This window comes from Microbulbifer sp. CnH-101-G, assembly GCF_052466775.1.
The window spans coordinates 2,712,180-2,728,378 of record NZ_CP174292.1 but is presented as its reverse complement, the minus strand read 5'-3'; the positions used below and the strand labels follow the sequence as shown (position 1 = coordinate 2,728,378).

Sequence of the window (16,199 nt, the reverse complement as noted above, 5' to 3'; positions counted from 1 at the left end):
TTTAGATATGAGCAGATTAAGTAAAGTAATTCGCCTGGCAATATTATCCATATTCCTCATTTTCTCTGGATTTTGGATTGCAAGCCTGGGTCATGCAAATGGTGGTTATGATGAACATGTTAAGCAAGATGAGGAGCTGGGCTCCAATAATAGCCATGATGAGCATGATGAACGGGAAGAGAAGAAATTCTCTAGTCATGGACATAATGATAACCATGGCGGACATGAAGAGCATCAGGAGGAAAAGGGCCCCAATGGTGGCCGTTTACTGACTGAGGGGGATCTAACGGCTGAGTTGCTTATTTATGAAAGTGGTGTAAAGCCAGAGTTTCGAGCCTGGATTTCTCTGAATGGTAAACCTTTAGAGAATGCTCGTGTTTCCGTAGAGCTTGAAAGACTTGGCGGAAAAGTGGATCAAATACCCTTTGCCTGGGAGGATAGTGTTGGGTATTACCGCGGTGAAGGCGTAGTAAAGGAACCTCACTCCTTTGATGTTGCCGTTTCTGTTTTTTACAACGGGGAGCGCACAAGTTGGGATTATGAGTCCCATGAAGGTCGAGTGCAGATCTCTGAACAAATGGCAAAAAAGGCAGGCATTAAAACTGCAATTGCTGCTCCAGGTATAATTAAAGAAAGCGTTACCTTATATGGTAAAACTGCGATAGATCATCGTAACCTCAGTCATGTGCGTGCACGTTACCCAGGAACCGTAATCACTGTTAATAAAATGCTTGGCGATTTGGTAGCGAAAGGGGAAGAGCTTGCTACTATCGAATCCAATGACAGCTTGCAAATTTATCCACTGGTCGCTCCTATTAGCGGTCAGATAATTGATAAGCAAGCCAGCCAAGGTGAATTCAGTGGCGAACGGGTGCTGTTTACCATAGCTAACTACGACCAGCTGTGGGCTGAGTTGCAAGTATTTCCGATGCGTCGCGATCAGATCAAATTAGGCCAACAGGTTTCAATTACAGCTGGTGACCGTTCTTTTGACTCAACTATCACCAGCCTTGCTCCGAGCAGTAATGGTCAGCCCTTCGCGATTGCAAGAGCGGTGATTGAAAACCCCAATGAACTCTGGACTACCGATCTAATGGTCCAAGGCCAAGTAGTAACCAATGAAAAATCTGTGCCTTTAGTGGTTGAGAATCGTGCGCTACAACCTTTCCGCGATTGGACGGTGGTATTTATCAAAGTGGGAGAAACCTATGAAATTCGTCCACTTAAACTGGGCCGTAGCGACGGCACTGTTACCGAAGTGCTGAGTGGTCTCAATGTGGGTGATCGCTATGTCACCGAGAACAGCTACCTGATCAAAGCGGATATTGAAAAGTCCGGCGCTGAACATAGCCATTAAATGAGGCCAGAAGATGATTGAAAGTATACTGCGCTTTTCAATTGAGCGGCGCTACCTTGTACTGTCCCTGATCTTTGTATTGGTGGGCCTGGGGGTTTGGAGTTATCAGAGACTTCCAATTGATGCGGTTCCAGATATCACCAATGTTCAGGTACAGATTAATACCGAGGCTCCTGGTTATTCACCTTTAGAGGCGGAGCAGCGGATTACTTACATTGTGGAGGCGGCACTCGCCGGCTTGCCTAATTTAGAATATACCCGTTCGCTCTCTCGCTACGGTTTGTCCCAAGTCACTGTTGTTTTTAAAGAGGGTACAGATCTCTATTTTGCTCGGAACTTAATTAATAGCCGTCTCAGTAGTATTAAAAGTCATTTGCCTCCGGAGTTAGAGCCTGAAATGGGTCCTATTGCTACCGGACTCGGTGAGATTTTTATGTATACCGTGGAGGCTCTGCCTGGCGCCACCCAGCCCAATGGGCAGCCTTACGACGCTACTTCACTGAGGGAAATTCAAGATTGGATTATAAAACCGCAATTATCCTTAGTCCCCGGAGTTACTGAAGTTAATACCATCGGTGGCTATAACAAGCAGTATCACGTAACACCTGAACCTCGGCAGATGCTTAACTTTGGCGTATCCATGGAAGATATCGCCCTAGCGCTGCGTCGCAATAACGAAAGTCGCGGCGCTGGTTATTTGGAGGAGAATGGACGGCAACTTCTAGTGCGCTCACCTGGGCAGTTGCGAAATATTGCCGAAATTGAGGATGTGGTAATTACCAGTCGCGCCGGGGTGCCGGTTAAAATTTCGGATGTGGCCGAAGTGGCTATTGGAAAAGAGCTTCGCACCGGTGCAGCCACTCGCGATGGTGAAGAGACCGTATTGGGTACAGCCATGATGCTGGTCGGGGAAAACTCCCGGGAGGTAGCTCGAAGTGTGGCAGAAGCCTTAGAGCGAATAAAATCAACCGTGCCAGAAGGTATTAAGGTAGAGGCGGTTTACGATCGGACCACTCTGGTAGATAAAGCTATCGCTACAGTGCAAAAAAACCTTGTTGAGGGTGCGCTGCTGGTTATCGTGGTATTGTTCTTGTTGCTGGGAAATATTCGAGCTGCCTTTATTACTGCAGCAGTAATCCCGCTTTCCATGCTTGCGACCATTTTCGGCATGGTGCAAACGGGTGTTTCCGCCAACCTGATGAGTCTCGGAGCTCTTGACTTTGGCCTGATTGTCGATGGGGCCGTGATAATTGTGGAGAACGCGATTCGCCGACTTGCAGAAGCCCAGCATCGCAAGGGAGGCAAGCTGCCCCTACAAGAGCGTTTGGAGCTAGTATTCCAAGCTACCAACGAAGTGATTCGCCCAAGTTTGTTTGGTGTTTTGATCATTACCGTGGTGTATATCCCCCTATTTTCGCTTACAGGTGTGGAAGGGAAGATGTTCCACCCCATGGCTGCCACTGTAGTGATGGCATTACTCGCTGCATTGGTGCTTTCTTTGACCGTTGTGCCTGCAGCAGTTGCCGTTTTCCTGACAGGTAAAATCAGTGAAAAAGAAAACAAAGTTATTGTTGCGACCAAATCTTTATATAAACCATTGTTGATTGCTGCAATGAAAGTGCGGTGGTTAGTACTTTCTGGGGCTCTTGCATTAGTACTGTTCTGCAGCTGGCTTGCAACAACACTGGGCTCTGAATTTATTCCACAGCTCAATGAGGGTGATATCGCACTACACGCCCTGCGTATTCCTGGTACTGGTTTAGAGCAATCTGTAGAAATGCAAAGCTTGTTGGAGCAGCGTATTAAGGAGTTTCCCCAGGTAGATAAAGTATTCGCAAAAATTGGTACACCAGAAGTAGCAACAGACCCAATGCCGCCAAATGTAGCCGACAACTTTGTGATTCTGAAACCACGTGACCAATGGCCTGATCCGAAACTGCCCCAGGAACAATTGGTTGCTGAAATCGAAAAAGCTGTGCGTCAGTTACCGGGAAATAACTACGAGTTCACCCAACCAATCCAAATGCGTTTTAATGAACTAATTTCCGGTGTACGTGCAGACCTAGGTATTAAAGTATTCGGTGATGATCTGGATCAGCTGGTGGCTTCTTCAAATGAAATTCTCGGTGTGTTAAATGGAATTGAGGGTGTTGCTGATGCTCGTGTAGAACAAGTGGAAGGTCTACCGATTCTATCAATAGTGCCAAAGAGAGTCGCACTCGCCCGCTATGGAATAGATCTGCAAACCTTGCAAAATTTGGTTTCAACGGCTATTGGAGGGGAAGAGGCTGGATTGATTTACGAAGGCGATCGCCGTTTTCATCTGGTAGTGCGTCTGCCGGAAGGCTTGCGACGAGACTATGAGAACCTTGGGGATTTACCTGTTCCGTTACCCACTGATAGCCAATTAGGTAGCTATGTGCCCTTGTCAGAAGTTGCCAACTTGGAAATGACCCCTGCCCCCAACCAGATTAGCCGGGAAAATGGTAAGCGCCGTGTTGTGGTAACGGCCAACGTCCGTGACCGTGATTTGGGTTCCTTTGTTGAAGAGGCGAAGGGTCGTATTGATCAGCAGGTCTCTTTGCCTGCAGGTTACTGGCTAGTATACGGCGGCACTTTCGAGCAATTGGAGTCCGCCAGTACTCGCCTCTCGATAGTGGTTCCACTGACACTATTGGTAATTCTGGGGCTTCTGGTGATGGCCTTTGGTTCATTCAAGGATGCCTTAATTATTTTCAGTGGAGTACCCCTGGCGCTTACTGGAGGTGTCTTGTTCCTATGGTTGCGCGATATGCCTTTATCTATTTCTGCCGGAGTAGGATTTATTGCACTATCTGGTGTGGCGGTGTTAAACGGTTTGGTAATGCTCTCCTTCATCCGACAACTTCGTCAGCAAGGTGGTGAGTTGCTCACATCTATTATCGATGGCGCTATGATCCGCCTGCGTCCAGTATTGATGACTGCGTTGGTTGCGAGTCTCGGTTTTGTTCCTATGGCTTTGAATGTAGGCACTGGAGCAGAGGTTCAAAGACCACTAGCTACGGTGGTGATTGGAGGCATAATTTCTTCTACTCTCCTAACCTTGTTTGTACTGCCATTGCTTTATCGGATAGTGCATGGAAGAGAGGGGATATTAAAAATGAAAAAATAATTTACGATGCTCACCTTTGCTTATATTTAGGTAGGGGTGGGCAAAATTTTAATAAAAATATTTAAGTGTGCTGGTTCATTTTTGAGCATGAAAGAGATGGATGCGTTTGATATTTATATTAGATAAGTAGAAAATAATAGATGTTTCTGTTGTCTCAATAGAGTGACGGGGTTTTAGTGTGTAGGTTTAGTATGGGTTTACTGCTTGCAGATTTTTATTTTGGTTCAAAGACAACCTTTATAGGTCCTAAATTGAGTGGACAGAAGTGCTGGTGCCCTTGATTTCTGATTTTAGTGAATTGTAATTTTACTTCTCATGAAGTTGACTGATAAATATGATCTGAGTTTTTTAAAAAAGACAGAATCTAGCCTCGAGCGAGACTTTGAAGTAAGTAATTGTTGATGTTTAAAGCATAAATATCCCTAAGTGGAGTTCTGTTTAGAGAGGGCGTAAATATGTCTGAATGTGGTTGCGGTTTAGAGCAAGCAGATAAATTAGAGAGAAGCACTTTAATGGTGCTGCTAGTGATCAACGCAATTATGTTTGTGCTTGAATTAACTCTTGGATGGTTTGCTCAGTCAACAGGATTGATTGCAGACTCTCTGGATATGTTAGCTGATGCTGCTGTGTATGGGATTTCTTTATTTGTTGTAGGTAGAGGGGTTGTATTTCAAGCTAAGGCAGCTAATGTCAGTGGAATAATTCAAATTATATTGGGGTTGTGGGTGTTGTATGAGGTTTGTAGGAGATCGCTTTTTGGCAGTGAGCCAGAAAGTATACTGATGGTATCAATAGGGGCCTCTGCCTTGTTAGCAAATGTTGTTTGCCTCCTAATAATATCTAAGTATAGGGAAGGAGGGGTACATATGAGAGCTGCTTGGATTTTTTCAGCCAATGATGTTGTAGCAAATTTAGGAGTGATTATGTCAGGTCTACTAGTCGCGATAATCGATAGTCGTTTCCCTGATCTTGCTATAGGCTTAATAATTTCAGCTGTTGTTATTCGAGGTGGTTTTTTGATTCTTAAAGAGGCGAGAGAGTCCACTCGAAAAGCCAAAATATCCTAAGTGACCTTAAGGTTTTAATAGTAATGAGTGATATCAGCTTCTTAGTGGCTTGTCTAAAATAGTTTGTAGATCAATGGAAGTCTTACCTGAAGATGCTTGTCACTAATTTATGAGAGCAAAAGATGCAGTGATTCCTTAAGGCTTGAGTTGGCGAACTTATGAGTGCTTTTCTCTCATAGAGCAGTTTTGTGTATCCATTTTAGTGCGTTATGACATGACGCACTTTTTTCACTTTTACCTAGATGGTCTAGGCAGAAATTTTATTATTATATACTGCCGAATATTCCCTTACAGCCTCCAAAGGACCTAGTCAAAGTATTGTTGGGTGTTGAATATCTTTCATTTGGGTATAGAAGCCTAAGAAGTCCTCAAGTGTTTTTTCATAGCTCTAAATTTTTAGTCGACTATAACTAAAAATTGATACGTACCTTCTGTTGAAAAGAATATTGAGCCGCGGCATTAATGTCTACTAGGTGAGCTTCCTCGCAAAGTATGGTGCAATGCTTTAGATCGGTGATTTGATCTATATCTCTTCAGTCTTAAAGCAGTATGACAAATAGTTGTCGAGCAGCTGTTTCATCGAGTTAGATGTTTCAGAAAGTTCTCTGTCGCTCATATTCTATAGGTAATATTGGTAATGATAACGATTTTCAATTAAGTGTGTGGTTCTGTGCCTGTAAAAATTTATACTCTTCATAACTTTCGGCCTAGTGGATACTTTTGGTGGGAAAGTTGAGTTTAATAATTTAACCCTAAGTTAGGGCGAAGTATGGGGCTTAAATGGGGGGCTCGGAGCTGCTAGAAAGGTGCTCTGTTTCTATAGATACTAAATATCGCCATTGTTAGATGAAATAAGAGAATGTTACGTAGGTTGCGTGTGCCGTATGCTCTCTCATTTTGCAAAGTGCTCCTAAAGTTAGCTAGAAATCAGCTCTTATCCTCAGTCATATCTGCGAGATTTGGTATGCGCTTTATAAGTGAAGCCGATTTTGTAGTGCTTCTGTAAACTGGCCAGCAAAGATAATGCTTTTCAGTTCATCTACGAATGTAGATAAATCTATCCCCGGTGCTCAGCTATCAGCATTTTTAGTTTGGTGGATGCTTCTAAAGTGCCAGCTAAATAGCTATTTCCCTACGGTAATAAAATGTGTAAGCACGATTGGGTATTTCTGAGGGATGTCTAAAGCGGTATTCTGGTTTTTTGTGTGTTGAAAATGGCCATTGCTTCTGTGGTTTTAATTGTGCAATAGGGAATCTCGCAATGATAATGCGGATGATTTTTTGTTAATAGTTAAAAAATAAAGAGTAATAAATAGATTATCATGGACGAATTTCATAAATTAGACTGAGTTTTGTATTTTAGTCATGAGAATTAATGGCGTTTAGTTGGTGCAGGTAAAAGAAAAGGAGGTGGAACTACAGTTGCGCCTTACTTGGTACTATTCTCCTTAAAGTGGATTGTTGTAATAAAAAAATATCCAATAAATTACTTTGGGTTGCGGGGCGTATTGTTAATTGTGGTGTGGTTTATGTGAATGTGATGTGTCAATCTTTACTTAAAAATACGAATTTTCTGCTGAAAAATAGCAGGGAGATTGAAGATTGAGGAAAAACGACAGTGTACGCTTGAATGTTTGTGCGAATTTACGCTACCCCTAAGATGGAATTAATTCCAGTAAGCTTGTCATCAAATAGTTTATATTTGTTAATTGGCTGGTCACAATATGTTACCAAAATATAAGCTGTGATTTGCTGTAATTGGCGGCAAGGAGTTTTCTTGGGTTTCCCGTTGGGAGTCGGAGTTAGGTGTGAGTGCAAGCTTCAATAGTAAAAAAAATACGCATAAAACCTGTTCGTTTTGTTGTGAGCTCATGATCGCAGGATGATTTTTATGTGATTGGCGGACCGATTGTTCTGGCTAATTTTTAGAGGTAATTTGAAGGGGTAAGATTGTAAGCGGGTGTAAGTGAGATGGGCTGGTCATGTAGCAAAAAAAACCATACTGCGCGGCAAGAAAAATAAAAAAATAAAGAAAATTACTTTGAAGTGATTGTTAAAATTTCTAATGTGTTTAATATTTCTCTCGGAAAATAATAAATAGAATCGATGAGTAGAGGCTCTTGATGGTGGTCAAAGATTTACCCGGCAGATTTACCCGGCAGATTTACCCGGCAGGTTTACCCGGCAGGTTTACCCGGCAGATTTACCCGGCAGGTTTACCCGGCATGATTCCCGGATGGGTGGTCTTTCAGTCGAGTTCTAAATTCTCTGATGTTTAAACCATTCTTAATTCAAGCTTTGAGGTTTTTGTTAAGTTTTTTGATATATATCAGCTTGATTAAAACAGTAAAAAAATAGCCTAAATGCCTCCGCATAGACGATTGAGGCCGTGTCTTATTTGACTTTAAAAACGGAGATTGAAATGTCGATACAGTTACAAAACATACTCAAGGAAAACGGGTTAGACCCTTTAAAGGTGGCACTGTCATCTGTGGCGGAACTCTATTCGATGACAGAGGATAACTTACTGGATTTCAAGACAGGCTTGATCCATGAGGCATTCGCTTATCACTATGAGAACAATGCTTTTTTCCGCTCCGCTTGCGATAGCAAAGGAGTGACACCGGATATGATCTCAACTCCAGCTGACCTGATCAAAATACCTCTGATTCCCATTGAGCTTTTTAAATCAAACGATAGCCATAAGTTACTTTCAGTCAGCCTACGTGATGTAGAGCTAGAAATGCGAAGCACAGGTACCTCTGGTATTCCCAGCGTTTCGCGCCGCTGCGCAGACACCGTTGACAATGCGGTGCTGGGGATTTACTCGATGTATCGCGAATTCCTAAAGATCTCCAAAGGTGCCGGCCTTTATCTTTGCCCCTCAACCGAGGAAATTCCTGAAATGGGCATGATCAAGGCGCTCAATATGCTCGCAGGTCTACTGGACACTCATAGATTCATGGTTCGGCAAGAATCTTTTAAGCCCGAAGAGGCCTTAGAACAGCTTGAGGATTGGAATGATAAATTCAGTCGCCATTTGATTGGTCCTCCATTCCTGATCAATCGTTTTATCAGCTACCTCAAAGCTACCAACACCCGAATTAAACTCGATAAGAGTAGTTACATCATCACTCTTGGGGGGTGGAAGCGCTTCTCAGGCCAGATGTTGTCACGTGCAGAATTCAACAGTGAATGTATCGAGTACTTGGGCGTTGAAGAGAGCCAGATCCGTGATATCTACGCCTTGGTTGAATCCAATGTCATTGCTATTGACGATGAGTATGGAATCAAGCATGTCTCCCCCTTCGTTCATTTCTCGGTAAGAGACCCCAAACAACTAGATCGAGAGGTCGAACCGGGCCAGACCGGCCAATTGGCAATTCTTGACCCTCTCGCACGTTCGACGCCTGGTTTCATGCTTACTGAGGACTTGGTGCGACTGTTGCCTGAAGCGAGTCGTTCGGGAAGAAGTGGTCAACGCATGCAGTATGTAATGCGCCTACCTGAGTCAAAAGAATTTGGTTGCTGTGCGGTTAATTTAGATAAGCGGCTTGAAGATTTGGACGCAGAGCAGGCTGCTAGCGGCAGTTGTCCAGTCGTCGCCTAATTACAGCTGTCCAAGATGGAGCTACAACATGTACAACGACATCATCATTGACAACTTTTCCGACCCGGCTCATGTCGGTGATATCAACGAACCCAATTACGAATATGAAATTGGCAATCCAGTATGTGGAGATCGGATTCGCGTTCAGATCAACATCACCAATGGACTGATTGACAGTGCTCGCTTTAGAGCTTGGGGTTGCGCTACTTCGGTGGCGACGGCCAACATTTTCTGTGCCTCGCTTGAGGGGTTGGCACCGGAACAGCTTGCCGGGAGAACAAGTAACGAAATAGAAGGCATGCTTGGTGAACTAGAGCCATCACAACACCATTGTGTTGAGATTTTGCAGCAGCTTCATCATAGGTTGCTGAGCTTAGTTGGCAAAGATTGTCGGGAGGTGATGCCATGACAAATGCTCACTCGATTGAGGGTTACTTCGACTACAACGCCACAACCCCGGTGTCGGAGGCTGTAGCTACGGCTATGTCCTCTGCGCTTCGGCTCTTTGCTAATCCATCTGGGCGTACGCTTCCTTCGACCAGTAATCGTGAGCTAATCCAGCGAGCAAAGACCCATGTCGCTAGCCTACTGGGTACCGCGCCGGAAAAAGTTTTCTTTACCTCCGGCGGTTCTGAAGCCAATAACTGGGCTATTAAAGGAAGCCTGATGAACGACCTGGGTAGGGCCGGCCATATCCTAACCACGGCGATTGAGCACCCTTCAGTTCTAGAAACTATCCGATACTGCGCCCACCAATTCGGATTCGAAGTCACCTGCTTGAAGCCGGGACCGAGCGGCGCCGTCAGTTTTGAGGCTGTCGCTGAAGCTATCCGGCCTGACACCAGGTTGATTTCCATGATGTATGCGAACAATGAAACCGGCGTTATTCAACCTGTGGATCAGGTGGCAAGGCTGACCCGCTCCCGAGGCATTCCGTTCCATGTCGACGCAGTGCAAGCAGTAGGTAAGCGGCCTCTTGATGTCGAGGCATTAGGTGCTGATTTTGTTTCTTTTTCCGCACACAAATTCTATGGTCCCAAGGGTATTGGCGGCCTATATATCCAGAATATAGATCGCATATCTCCCTTGATTCATGGTGGTGGACAAGAGATGGCAATGCGCTCTGGTACCGAGAATTTGGTCGCTATCGCCGGACTCGGTGAGGCTGCTGACGAATGTCGCAGGGAGCTTGAGTACTGGGACCATCACTGTCTGAAGTGCAAACAGCACTTGATCGAACAGCTTGGCAAATCCTCTATCGAAACACATATCAATGGTGCTAGTCATTATGAGGGGGCGATTTCCAATACCTTAAACCTATCGATTCCAGGCATTCGGGGTGAGGCGCTTGCTCTGTTAATGGAAAAGAAAGATGGGATTGTGGTGTCGATTGGCTCTGCATGCAGTAACAACAAGACCCGTCAACTATCGCCTGTATTACAAGGAATGGGGCTAAGTGATGAAGAAATACAAAGTGCGATCAGGATTAGCTTCGGCCGCTTTACCAGCCTTGATGATATAGATCGTTTTGTTGATTCATTGCAGCGGTGCGTGGCACAGCTCAAAAGCATGAGCTTTAAAGGGTGAGGAGTTGGGCTCATGACGGATAAGATTTTTCCAGCTCAGCGCTTCATGGATCAGTTCGCCCGACACGTGGTTAATGAGCCTAGCCGTACCGCCTGCGTATTCCAGCCTCATGGGCCTGATAGTGCTCTATCGCTGAGTTACGGTGAACTGAATCAGCAGGTACTTGAACGGGCCCGACTGTTAGTCGAGCGCGGATATAGAGGCCAGCCGCTTGCTCTGCTTTTCCCTGCTGGTCTTGATTTTGTGGTCAACTTCCTCGCCTGCCTCGCGGCTGGCGTCATTGCTGTACCCCTGAACCTGAGTCGCAATGCTCAGCAATTAGAGCGCACTGTTCGTATTCTTGGTGATGCAAAGACCAAAGCCATTCTGACGACCGCTGAGACTCGTGAACAGCTATTTGAGCAATTAGCAGAATTACCGGCGATTAATTTGGGCGACCAGGCCTGGATTGATGAGCAGCAGGTTGGTGCTGCTAAAGATGTAGAGTTACCTCTTCCGGCTCCAGATGAGTTGGCGTTTGTTCAGTACACCTCAGGCTCTACTGATCTACCCAAAGGTGTAATGGTAAGTCACGCCAACATTATCGATAACCAATTGGCTATCCAGCAGGCGTGTGGCCACAGCGAAGGTGTAATTGCTGGCGGCTGGCTGCCACAGTTCCACGATATGGGACTGATAGGCCATATGCTGCAGCCATTGTTCCTTGGTGGTACCTACGTCTTCATGCCACCGATGAAGTTCGTTCAGCGTCCACGCCGGTGGTTAGAATTGATATCTCACTATCGAATTCATAGCTCTGCTGCACCTAATTTTGGCTATGAGCACTGCATCAAGTTCATAGGTGAGCGAGAGGACCTATCGGGATTAGACCTGAGTTGCTGGAAGGTGGCTTTGAATGGCTCTGAGCCTGTCAGCGCCGACACTATGAGGATATTTGCTGAACGTTTCCAGCCTTACGGTTTTTCCTCTACTGCTTTCTTTCCCTGCTACGGCATGGCTGAAACCACTTTGTTTGTCTCTGGAGGACCGAAAGGCGTAGGCATTGAAACCCTGGCTTTCGATCCCGCAGCATTTGACTCTGGTCGACTGCAATCTACTGGTGAGGGGCGTCAAGTGGTTAGCTGCGGTCGTATCACGCCAAGGATGATTTTGAAGGTTGTTGATCCGGAGAGTGGCCGGCTAGCAGATGAGGATTGTATTGGTGAGATATGGATTAGTGGTGCCTCAATAGCACAAGGTTATCTTAACAACCTTGAGATTAGTAAGCAGCAATTCGGTGCTCGTATATCGCCCTGCGACGGTCATTATTACCTCAAAACCGGGGACATGGGCTTCGTCCGTGACAATAAGTTGTATATCACCGGGCGGATCAAGGAAATGTTAATCCTGCGCGGCCGCAACCTTTATCCATACGATATTGAACGTACCTGTAGTGACCATCCTGATGCGGCAGGCAATAACGGAGCCTCGGTTTTCACTGTGGATAGCAATGGCCAAAACCGACTGGCAGCCATTGTTGAGATTCGCCGCCACGCCTTTCTTAACCGAAACCACGATGAACTCCGACAGGAGCTGCGTGAGGCAGTGATGTTGGCACATGATGTCGCCCTCGACCAGCTCTTGCTGGTCAAGCCTGGCGGTATTCCGAAAACCACCAGCGGCAAAGTTCGTAGGACTGCCTGCAGGGATCTGATTGCAGCCGAAGAGGCGCAGCTCGCATGAACCGTTGATAGGAAATATAAGATGACGAATGAATTTAGAATGAAAAACCTGGTGGAACAGATCACAGATTTTATCGCTGCTAAAACACCAGAATTTTCGATTGATAAGCACAGTGACACCTCTTTCTCAAGTCTAGGTCTAGACTCGGCAGACCATGTCCAGCTATCGACTATGGTGGAGGACCACCTCTCTGTTGACGTCGATCCGACGCTAGCCTTCGACTACCCAACGATTAACGCTCTTGTGGCACATCTCGAAAAGAATTTTTCAAGAACAGCTTTGGAGCGCAGTTGATGTCGCGACTTGATTGCATAGTTATCGGTGGAGGCCAGTTCGGTCTTCACACCGCACGAATGCTGCAGCAGGCTGATCTCAACTACCTTCTGCTTGAACGGGATAGTATTGGCGACGTTTGGCGTAACCGGCTCGAAGGTATGAAGCTATTCACTTCACGTCAATTCTGTGCCCTGCCAGGACTAGCCTTTCCGGGCGATCCTGAGGGCTTCCCGACTACAGTAGAAATAGCTGATTATTTGGTCAGCTATGCAGGCCACTTTGATCTTCAGGTTCGAGAAGGCTGTGAAGTTGTTGGTCTCGATCGCCTTTCGAACGGCAGTTTTCAGGTCGACCTTGCCGACGGCACGTCTCTGCTCGCCACCAGTATCGTCAATGCAACTGGTGCTAATCAGATACCCCAGGTGCCGGCGATAAGTTCCCAACTTGCTGGAGAGGTGCAGCAGCTAGACGGTAGTCTCGCCTCAACCGATGTCATTTCTGATGGCCACACTGTTGCCGTTATTGGGGATGGTGCTACTGGGCGTCAGATCGTGGACCGGCTAGCGGGGCGTTGCAATGTGTTTTTGGCCACGGGTTCCCCACGTGGCCTGCCTCCCAACCGTTTGTTCGGACGTGATATTTTTTGGTGGCTTGATCGCTTGCGTATCCTTTCCGCCGATAAGAACAGCCTCATCGCGAAGATATTAAAAAAGCGTAACCCTGTCCCCTGTGGTGAATACAACAATAGACGGCTGAAGGCTAAAGGCGTAAAGATTGTTGGCCGTGCTTTGGAGTGCTCTGGCCGTCAAATCCGTTTCGACTCCGTCGGTTGGCATGACATAGATACAGTGATTTGGGCAACAGGCTATTGCGACCGAACGAGCTGGCTAAAGTTGCCGCACTGTGTCGATGAGAGGGGCTTCATTGAAAACTATGGAAGGACTCCAGAGCCTGGGCTTTTCTTAGTGGGACGTAAATGGCTTAGTTGTCGAGCGTCGGAGCTGGTAATGGGGGTTGAGAAGGATGTAGAGCGAGTAATGGTGCCGCTGCGAGCATTTTTATCCGAAAGGAAAGAAATACCTTGAACAAAAATATAAAGACCGATTGGATCATTCGCTCTGGCGCCAGTAAGTGGCTATTAGCGCTGGTGCTGTTGCTCACATTGATGTCGGCTGTTGGCCTAAAACGGATGGGGCTGGCCAGTGATTATCGCGTTTTCTTCGATGATAACGATCGTGACCTACTGCGCTTGGAGCAGATGCAAGATACTTATAGCACGACTGATAACGTGTTCATCATGATTGAACCGGTGGATGACAACATCTACAACCAGCGTACTCTGAGCCTTATACATGAAATGACACGCGCGTTGTGGCGGACGGCCCATGTCTCTCGAGTAGATTCGCTAACGAACTTCCCCTATAGCTCTGCTGAAGACGATGATATTTTGATTGAGGAGTTCGTCTACGAGCTTGACGAATTGACGCCGCAAAGGATCGCCTTTATTGAAACTGCCGCTAGTAGTGAGAGGGACTTGGTTGGCAATTTGGTTAGTAAGAACGGACGATTTACCGCGATCAATGCGACCATTCGGTTGCCAGGGTTAGACCATAAGGCCGAAGTGCTAGCCGTTACCGGTGCTGTCGATGAATTGATTAAGTCATTCAAGATGGAATATCCGGATCATCGTTTTTTTGTCACCGGTGTGGTGGAGATGAACGGTGCCTTTTTCCAGGCGGCAAAAAAAGACTTCATCACGCTGATACCGTTGATGATCCTTTTTGTGCTGGTCAGCGCTGCTCTGATTCTCGGATCACCTGCTGCAGGTGGCGCTATTTTGACGGTAGTAGTGTTGGCACTGCTAGGGTCTTTGGGTCTAGCTGGTTGGCTCGGTATTCAATTGTCTGCGCCATCAGTATCGGCTCCAATCATCATGTTCACGGTGATAGTAGCGTCGGCCATCCACATCCTCAGCTATATTCAGCGCCAGATACGCAGTGGTGTTTCTCGTGAAGAAGCAGTCTTGCAATCCTACCGGCGCAATCTCAAGCCGATTGCGGTGAGCCATGTCACTACTATTATCGGTTTTCTGGCGATGAATTTCAGTGACTCACCGCCGTTTCGAGATCTTGGCAATATAGTTGCCTTAGGTGTGCTCTTCTCGCTACTTTTGTCGTTGACGGTTCTACCACAGCTTCTGTTGCGTATTCGTTTTTCAACGCGGGAAACAGGTGCCAACCGACTGATTAATCGCATGGCTTTGTTGTCAGGCTGGGTTATCGCTTACCGCCGGCGGATATTGTGGCTAATGCTACCTTTGTCCCTATGCGTCGCTGCACTCAGTCCATTGAATCAATTAAACGATGATTTAATCCGCTATTTTGATGAGTCACAGCCCTTCCGTGCTGATTCTGAACGTATCGATCGCCACTTTTCTGGTATTTATACAATCGATTACTCGCTCTCGGTACCAGAGCAGAACGGTATGTTTCAGCCAGAGTTTTTACAGTTTCTTGATACATTCGATGACTGGCTACATGAGCAGCCAGAAGTTTTTACAACTGCAAGCCCCCTGCACCGAATCAAGGATCTTAACCGTTTGATGAATGGTGGTGATGAGGACTCTTACCGGTTACCTGGCGATACAATTACCGCTGCACAGCAGTTCCTGCTATACGAGATGTCGTTGCCGTTTGGTCGTGATGTGACCCATCAGGTGAATTTGAATAAATCCTCGGTGAAACTGACTGCACGATTAAAGAATCTAAGCTCGGTGGGCTTAATTGCTTTTGAAAAACGGGTCGAAGAGTGGTTGTTGCAAAACCAACCTCGCTCCATTGATATCTATCACAGCAGTCCCGCAGTGATTTTTTCCCACATTGGCCAATCAAATATTGTAAGTCTCCTTGAAGGTGCCTCGCTAGCGTTTGTGGTGATTTCATTGACGTTGATGCTGGTATTCCGCTCACTCGATATTGGTCTATTGAGCTTGGTTCCAAACCTGCTTCCAGTCGCGGCAGCATTTGGATTTTGGTATCTCGTTAATGGTCAAATCTCAATGGGGCTGGCTGGGGTGTCGGCAATGGCGATCGGCATAATCGTCGATGATACAGTTCACTTCCTCTATCAGTATGTCAACGGTCTAAAGCGGGGGCTCAGTCCTGAAGATAGCGTAAGCGAAACCATTAGTAAGACTATGGGTGGGATCGTGATTAGCTCAATGCTGCTAGTGATAGGCTTCCTTCTATTGTCGACCTCGGCGTTCGAGAAAAATGCTCAGATGGGTATGCTCACGGGGATGTCTATTGTGTTGGCATTGGTGTTTGACTTGATATTACTACCGGCCTTGGTTCTAACCTTTATGCGCAGGACACGTACGTCGAACCTGCAATTTCGTACCGACAAGGAACTAAATAATGCGAACTGATT

Annotated in this window: 10 protein-coding genes; all 10 read left to right on the top strand. The window is 46.2% G+C overall.

Features of this window, described 5'->3' with window-relative positions; genetic code table 11:
• Positions 1-7: 7 nt before the first annotated feature.
• A complete protein-coding gene (locus ACJJID_RS12015) occupies positions 8-1,357 on the top strand; it encodes an efflux RND transporter periplasmic adaptor subunit (RefSeq protein WP_444919692.1) in 1,350 nt (449 codons plus the stop codon).
• A gap of 13 nt (positions 1,358-1,370) precedes the next feature.
• The gene (locus ACJJID_RS12010) at positions 1,371-4,508 is read left to right on the top strand and encodes an efflux RND transporter permease subunit (RefSeq protein ID WP_444919691.1); all 3,138 of its coding nucleotides are present in this window, start codon (positions 1,371-1,373) and stop codon (positions 4,506-4,508) included.
• Positions 4,509-4,963: 455 nt separating this feature from the next.
• Positions 4,964-5,575 (top strand): cation transporter, encoded by a 612-nt coding sequence (locus tag ACJJID_RS12005; RefSeq protein ID WP_444919690.1) that lies wholly within the window; start codon positions 4,964-4,966, stop codon positions 5,573-5,575.
• 2,422 nt (positions 5,576-7,997) lie between these two features.
• Positions 7,998-9,185 carry a LuxE/PaaK family acyltransferase gene (locus ACJJID_RS12000; RefSeq protein ID WP_152454489.1) on the top strand — a complete coding sequence of 396 codons (1,188 nt, stop codon included), beginning with the start codon at positions 7,998-8,000 and terminating at the stop codon, positions 9,183-9,185.
• 28 nt (positions 9,186-9,213) lie between these two features.
• The gene (locus ACJJID_RS11995; RefSeq protein WP_444919689.1) at positions 9,214-9,594 is read left to right on the top strand and encodes an iron-sulfur cluster assembly scaffold protein; all 381 of its coding nucleotides are present in this window, start codon (positions 9,214-9,216) and stop codon (positions 9,592-9,594) included.
• Positions 9,591-10,772: a cysteine desulfurase family protein gene (locus ACJJID_RS11990; RefSeq protein ID WP_152454487.1), complete on the top strand. Its 1,182-nt coding sequence runs from the start codon at positions 9,591-9,593 to the stop codon at positions 10,770-10,772. The genes ACJJID_RS11995 and ACJJID_RS11990 overlap by 4 nt, the downstream gene beginning before the upstream one ends.
• Positions 10,773-10,784: 12 nt before the next feature.
• Positions 10,785-12,494 carry a fatty acyl-AMP ligase gene (locus ACJJID_RS11985; RefSeq protein WP_444901110.1) on the top strand — a complete coding sequence of 570 codons (1,710 nt, stop codon included), beginning with the start codon at positions 10,785-10,787 and terminating at the stop codon, positions 12,492-12,494.
• Between the two features lie 21 nt (positions 12,495-12,515).
• A complete protein-coding gene (locus ACJJID_RS11980; protein WP_444901111.1) occupies positions 12,516-12,788 on the top strand; it encodes an acyl carrier protein in 273 nt (90 codons plus the stop codon).
• Positions 12,788-13,855 (top strand): flavin-containing monooxygenase, encoded by a 1,068-nt coding sequence (locus tag ACJJID_RS11975; protein WP_152454485.1) that lies wholly within the window; start codon positions 12,788-12,790, stop codon positions 13,853-13,855. Before ACJJID_RS11980 ends, ACJJID_RS11975 begins: the two co-directional genes overlap by 1 nt.
• Complete coding sequence (locus ACJJID_RS11970; protein WP_444901112.1) at positions 13,852-16,197, top strand: efflux RND transporter permease subunit; 2,346 nt, start codon at positions 13,852-13,854, stop codon at positions 16,195-16,197. The genes ACJJID_RS11975 and ACJJID_RS11970 overlap by 4 nt, the downstream gene beginning before the upstream one ends.
• Positions 16,198-16,199: the final 2 nt, after the last annotated feature.

What these genes read in the sequence shown, in the direction of transcription:
- ACJJID_RS12015 (WP_444919692.1), top strand. Translation starts at nt 8, where the DNA reads ATGAGCAGATTAAGTAAAGTAATTCGCCTGGCAATATTATCCATATTC.
- ACJJID_RS12010 (WP_444919691.1), top strand. Translation starts at nt 1,371, where the DNA reads ATGATTGAAAGTATACTGCGCTTTTCAATTGAGCGGCGCTACCTTGTA.
- ACJJID_RS12005 (WP_444919690.1), top strand. Translation starts at nt 4,964, where the DNA reads ATGTCTGAATGTGGTTGCGGTTTAGAGCAAGCAGATAAATTAGAGAGA.
- ACJJID_RS12000 (WP_152454489.1), top strand. Translation starts at nt 7,998, where the DNA reads ATGTCGATACAGTTACAAAACATACTCAAGGAAAACGGGTTAGACCCT.
- ACJJID_RS11995 (WP_444919689.1), top strand. Translation starts at nt 9,214, where the DNA reads ATGTACAACGACATCATCATTGACAACTTTTCCGACCCGGCTCATGTC.
- ACJJID_RS11990 (WP_152454487.1), top strand. Translation starts at nt 9,591, where the DNA reads ATGACAAATGCTCACTCGATTGAGGGTTACTTCGACTACAACGCCACA.
- ACJJID_RS11985 (WP_444901110.1), top strand. Translation starts at nt 10,785, where the DNA reads ATGACGGATAAGATTTTTCCAGCTCAGCGCTTCATGGATCAGTTCGCC.
- ACJJID_RS11980 (WP_444901111.1), top strand. Translation starts at nt 12,516, where the DNA reads ATGACGAATGAATTTAGAATGAAAAACCTGGTGGAACAGATCACAGAT.
- ACJJID_RS11975 (WP_152454485.1), top strand. Translation starts at nt 12,788, where the DNA reads ATGTCGCGACTTGATTGCATAGTTATCGGTGGAGGCCAGTTCGGTCTT.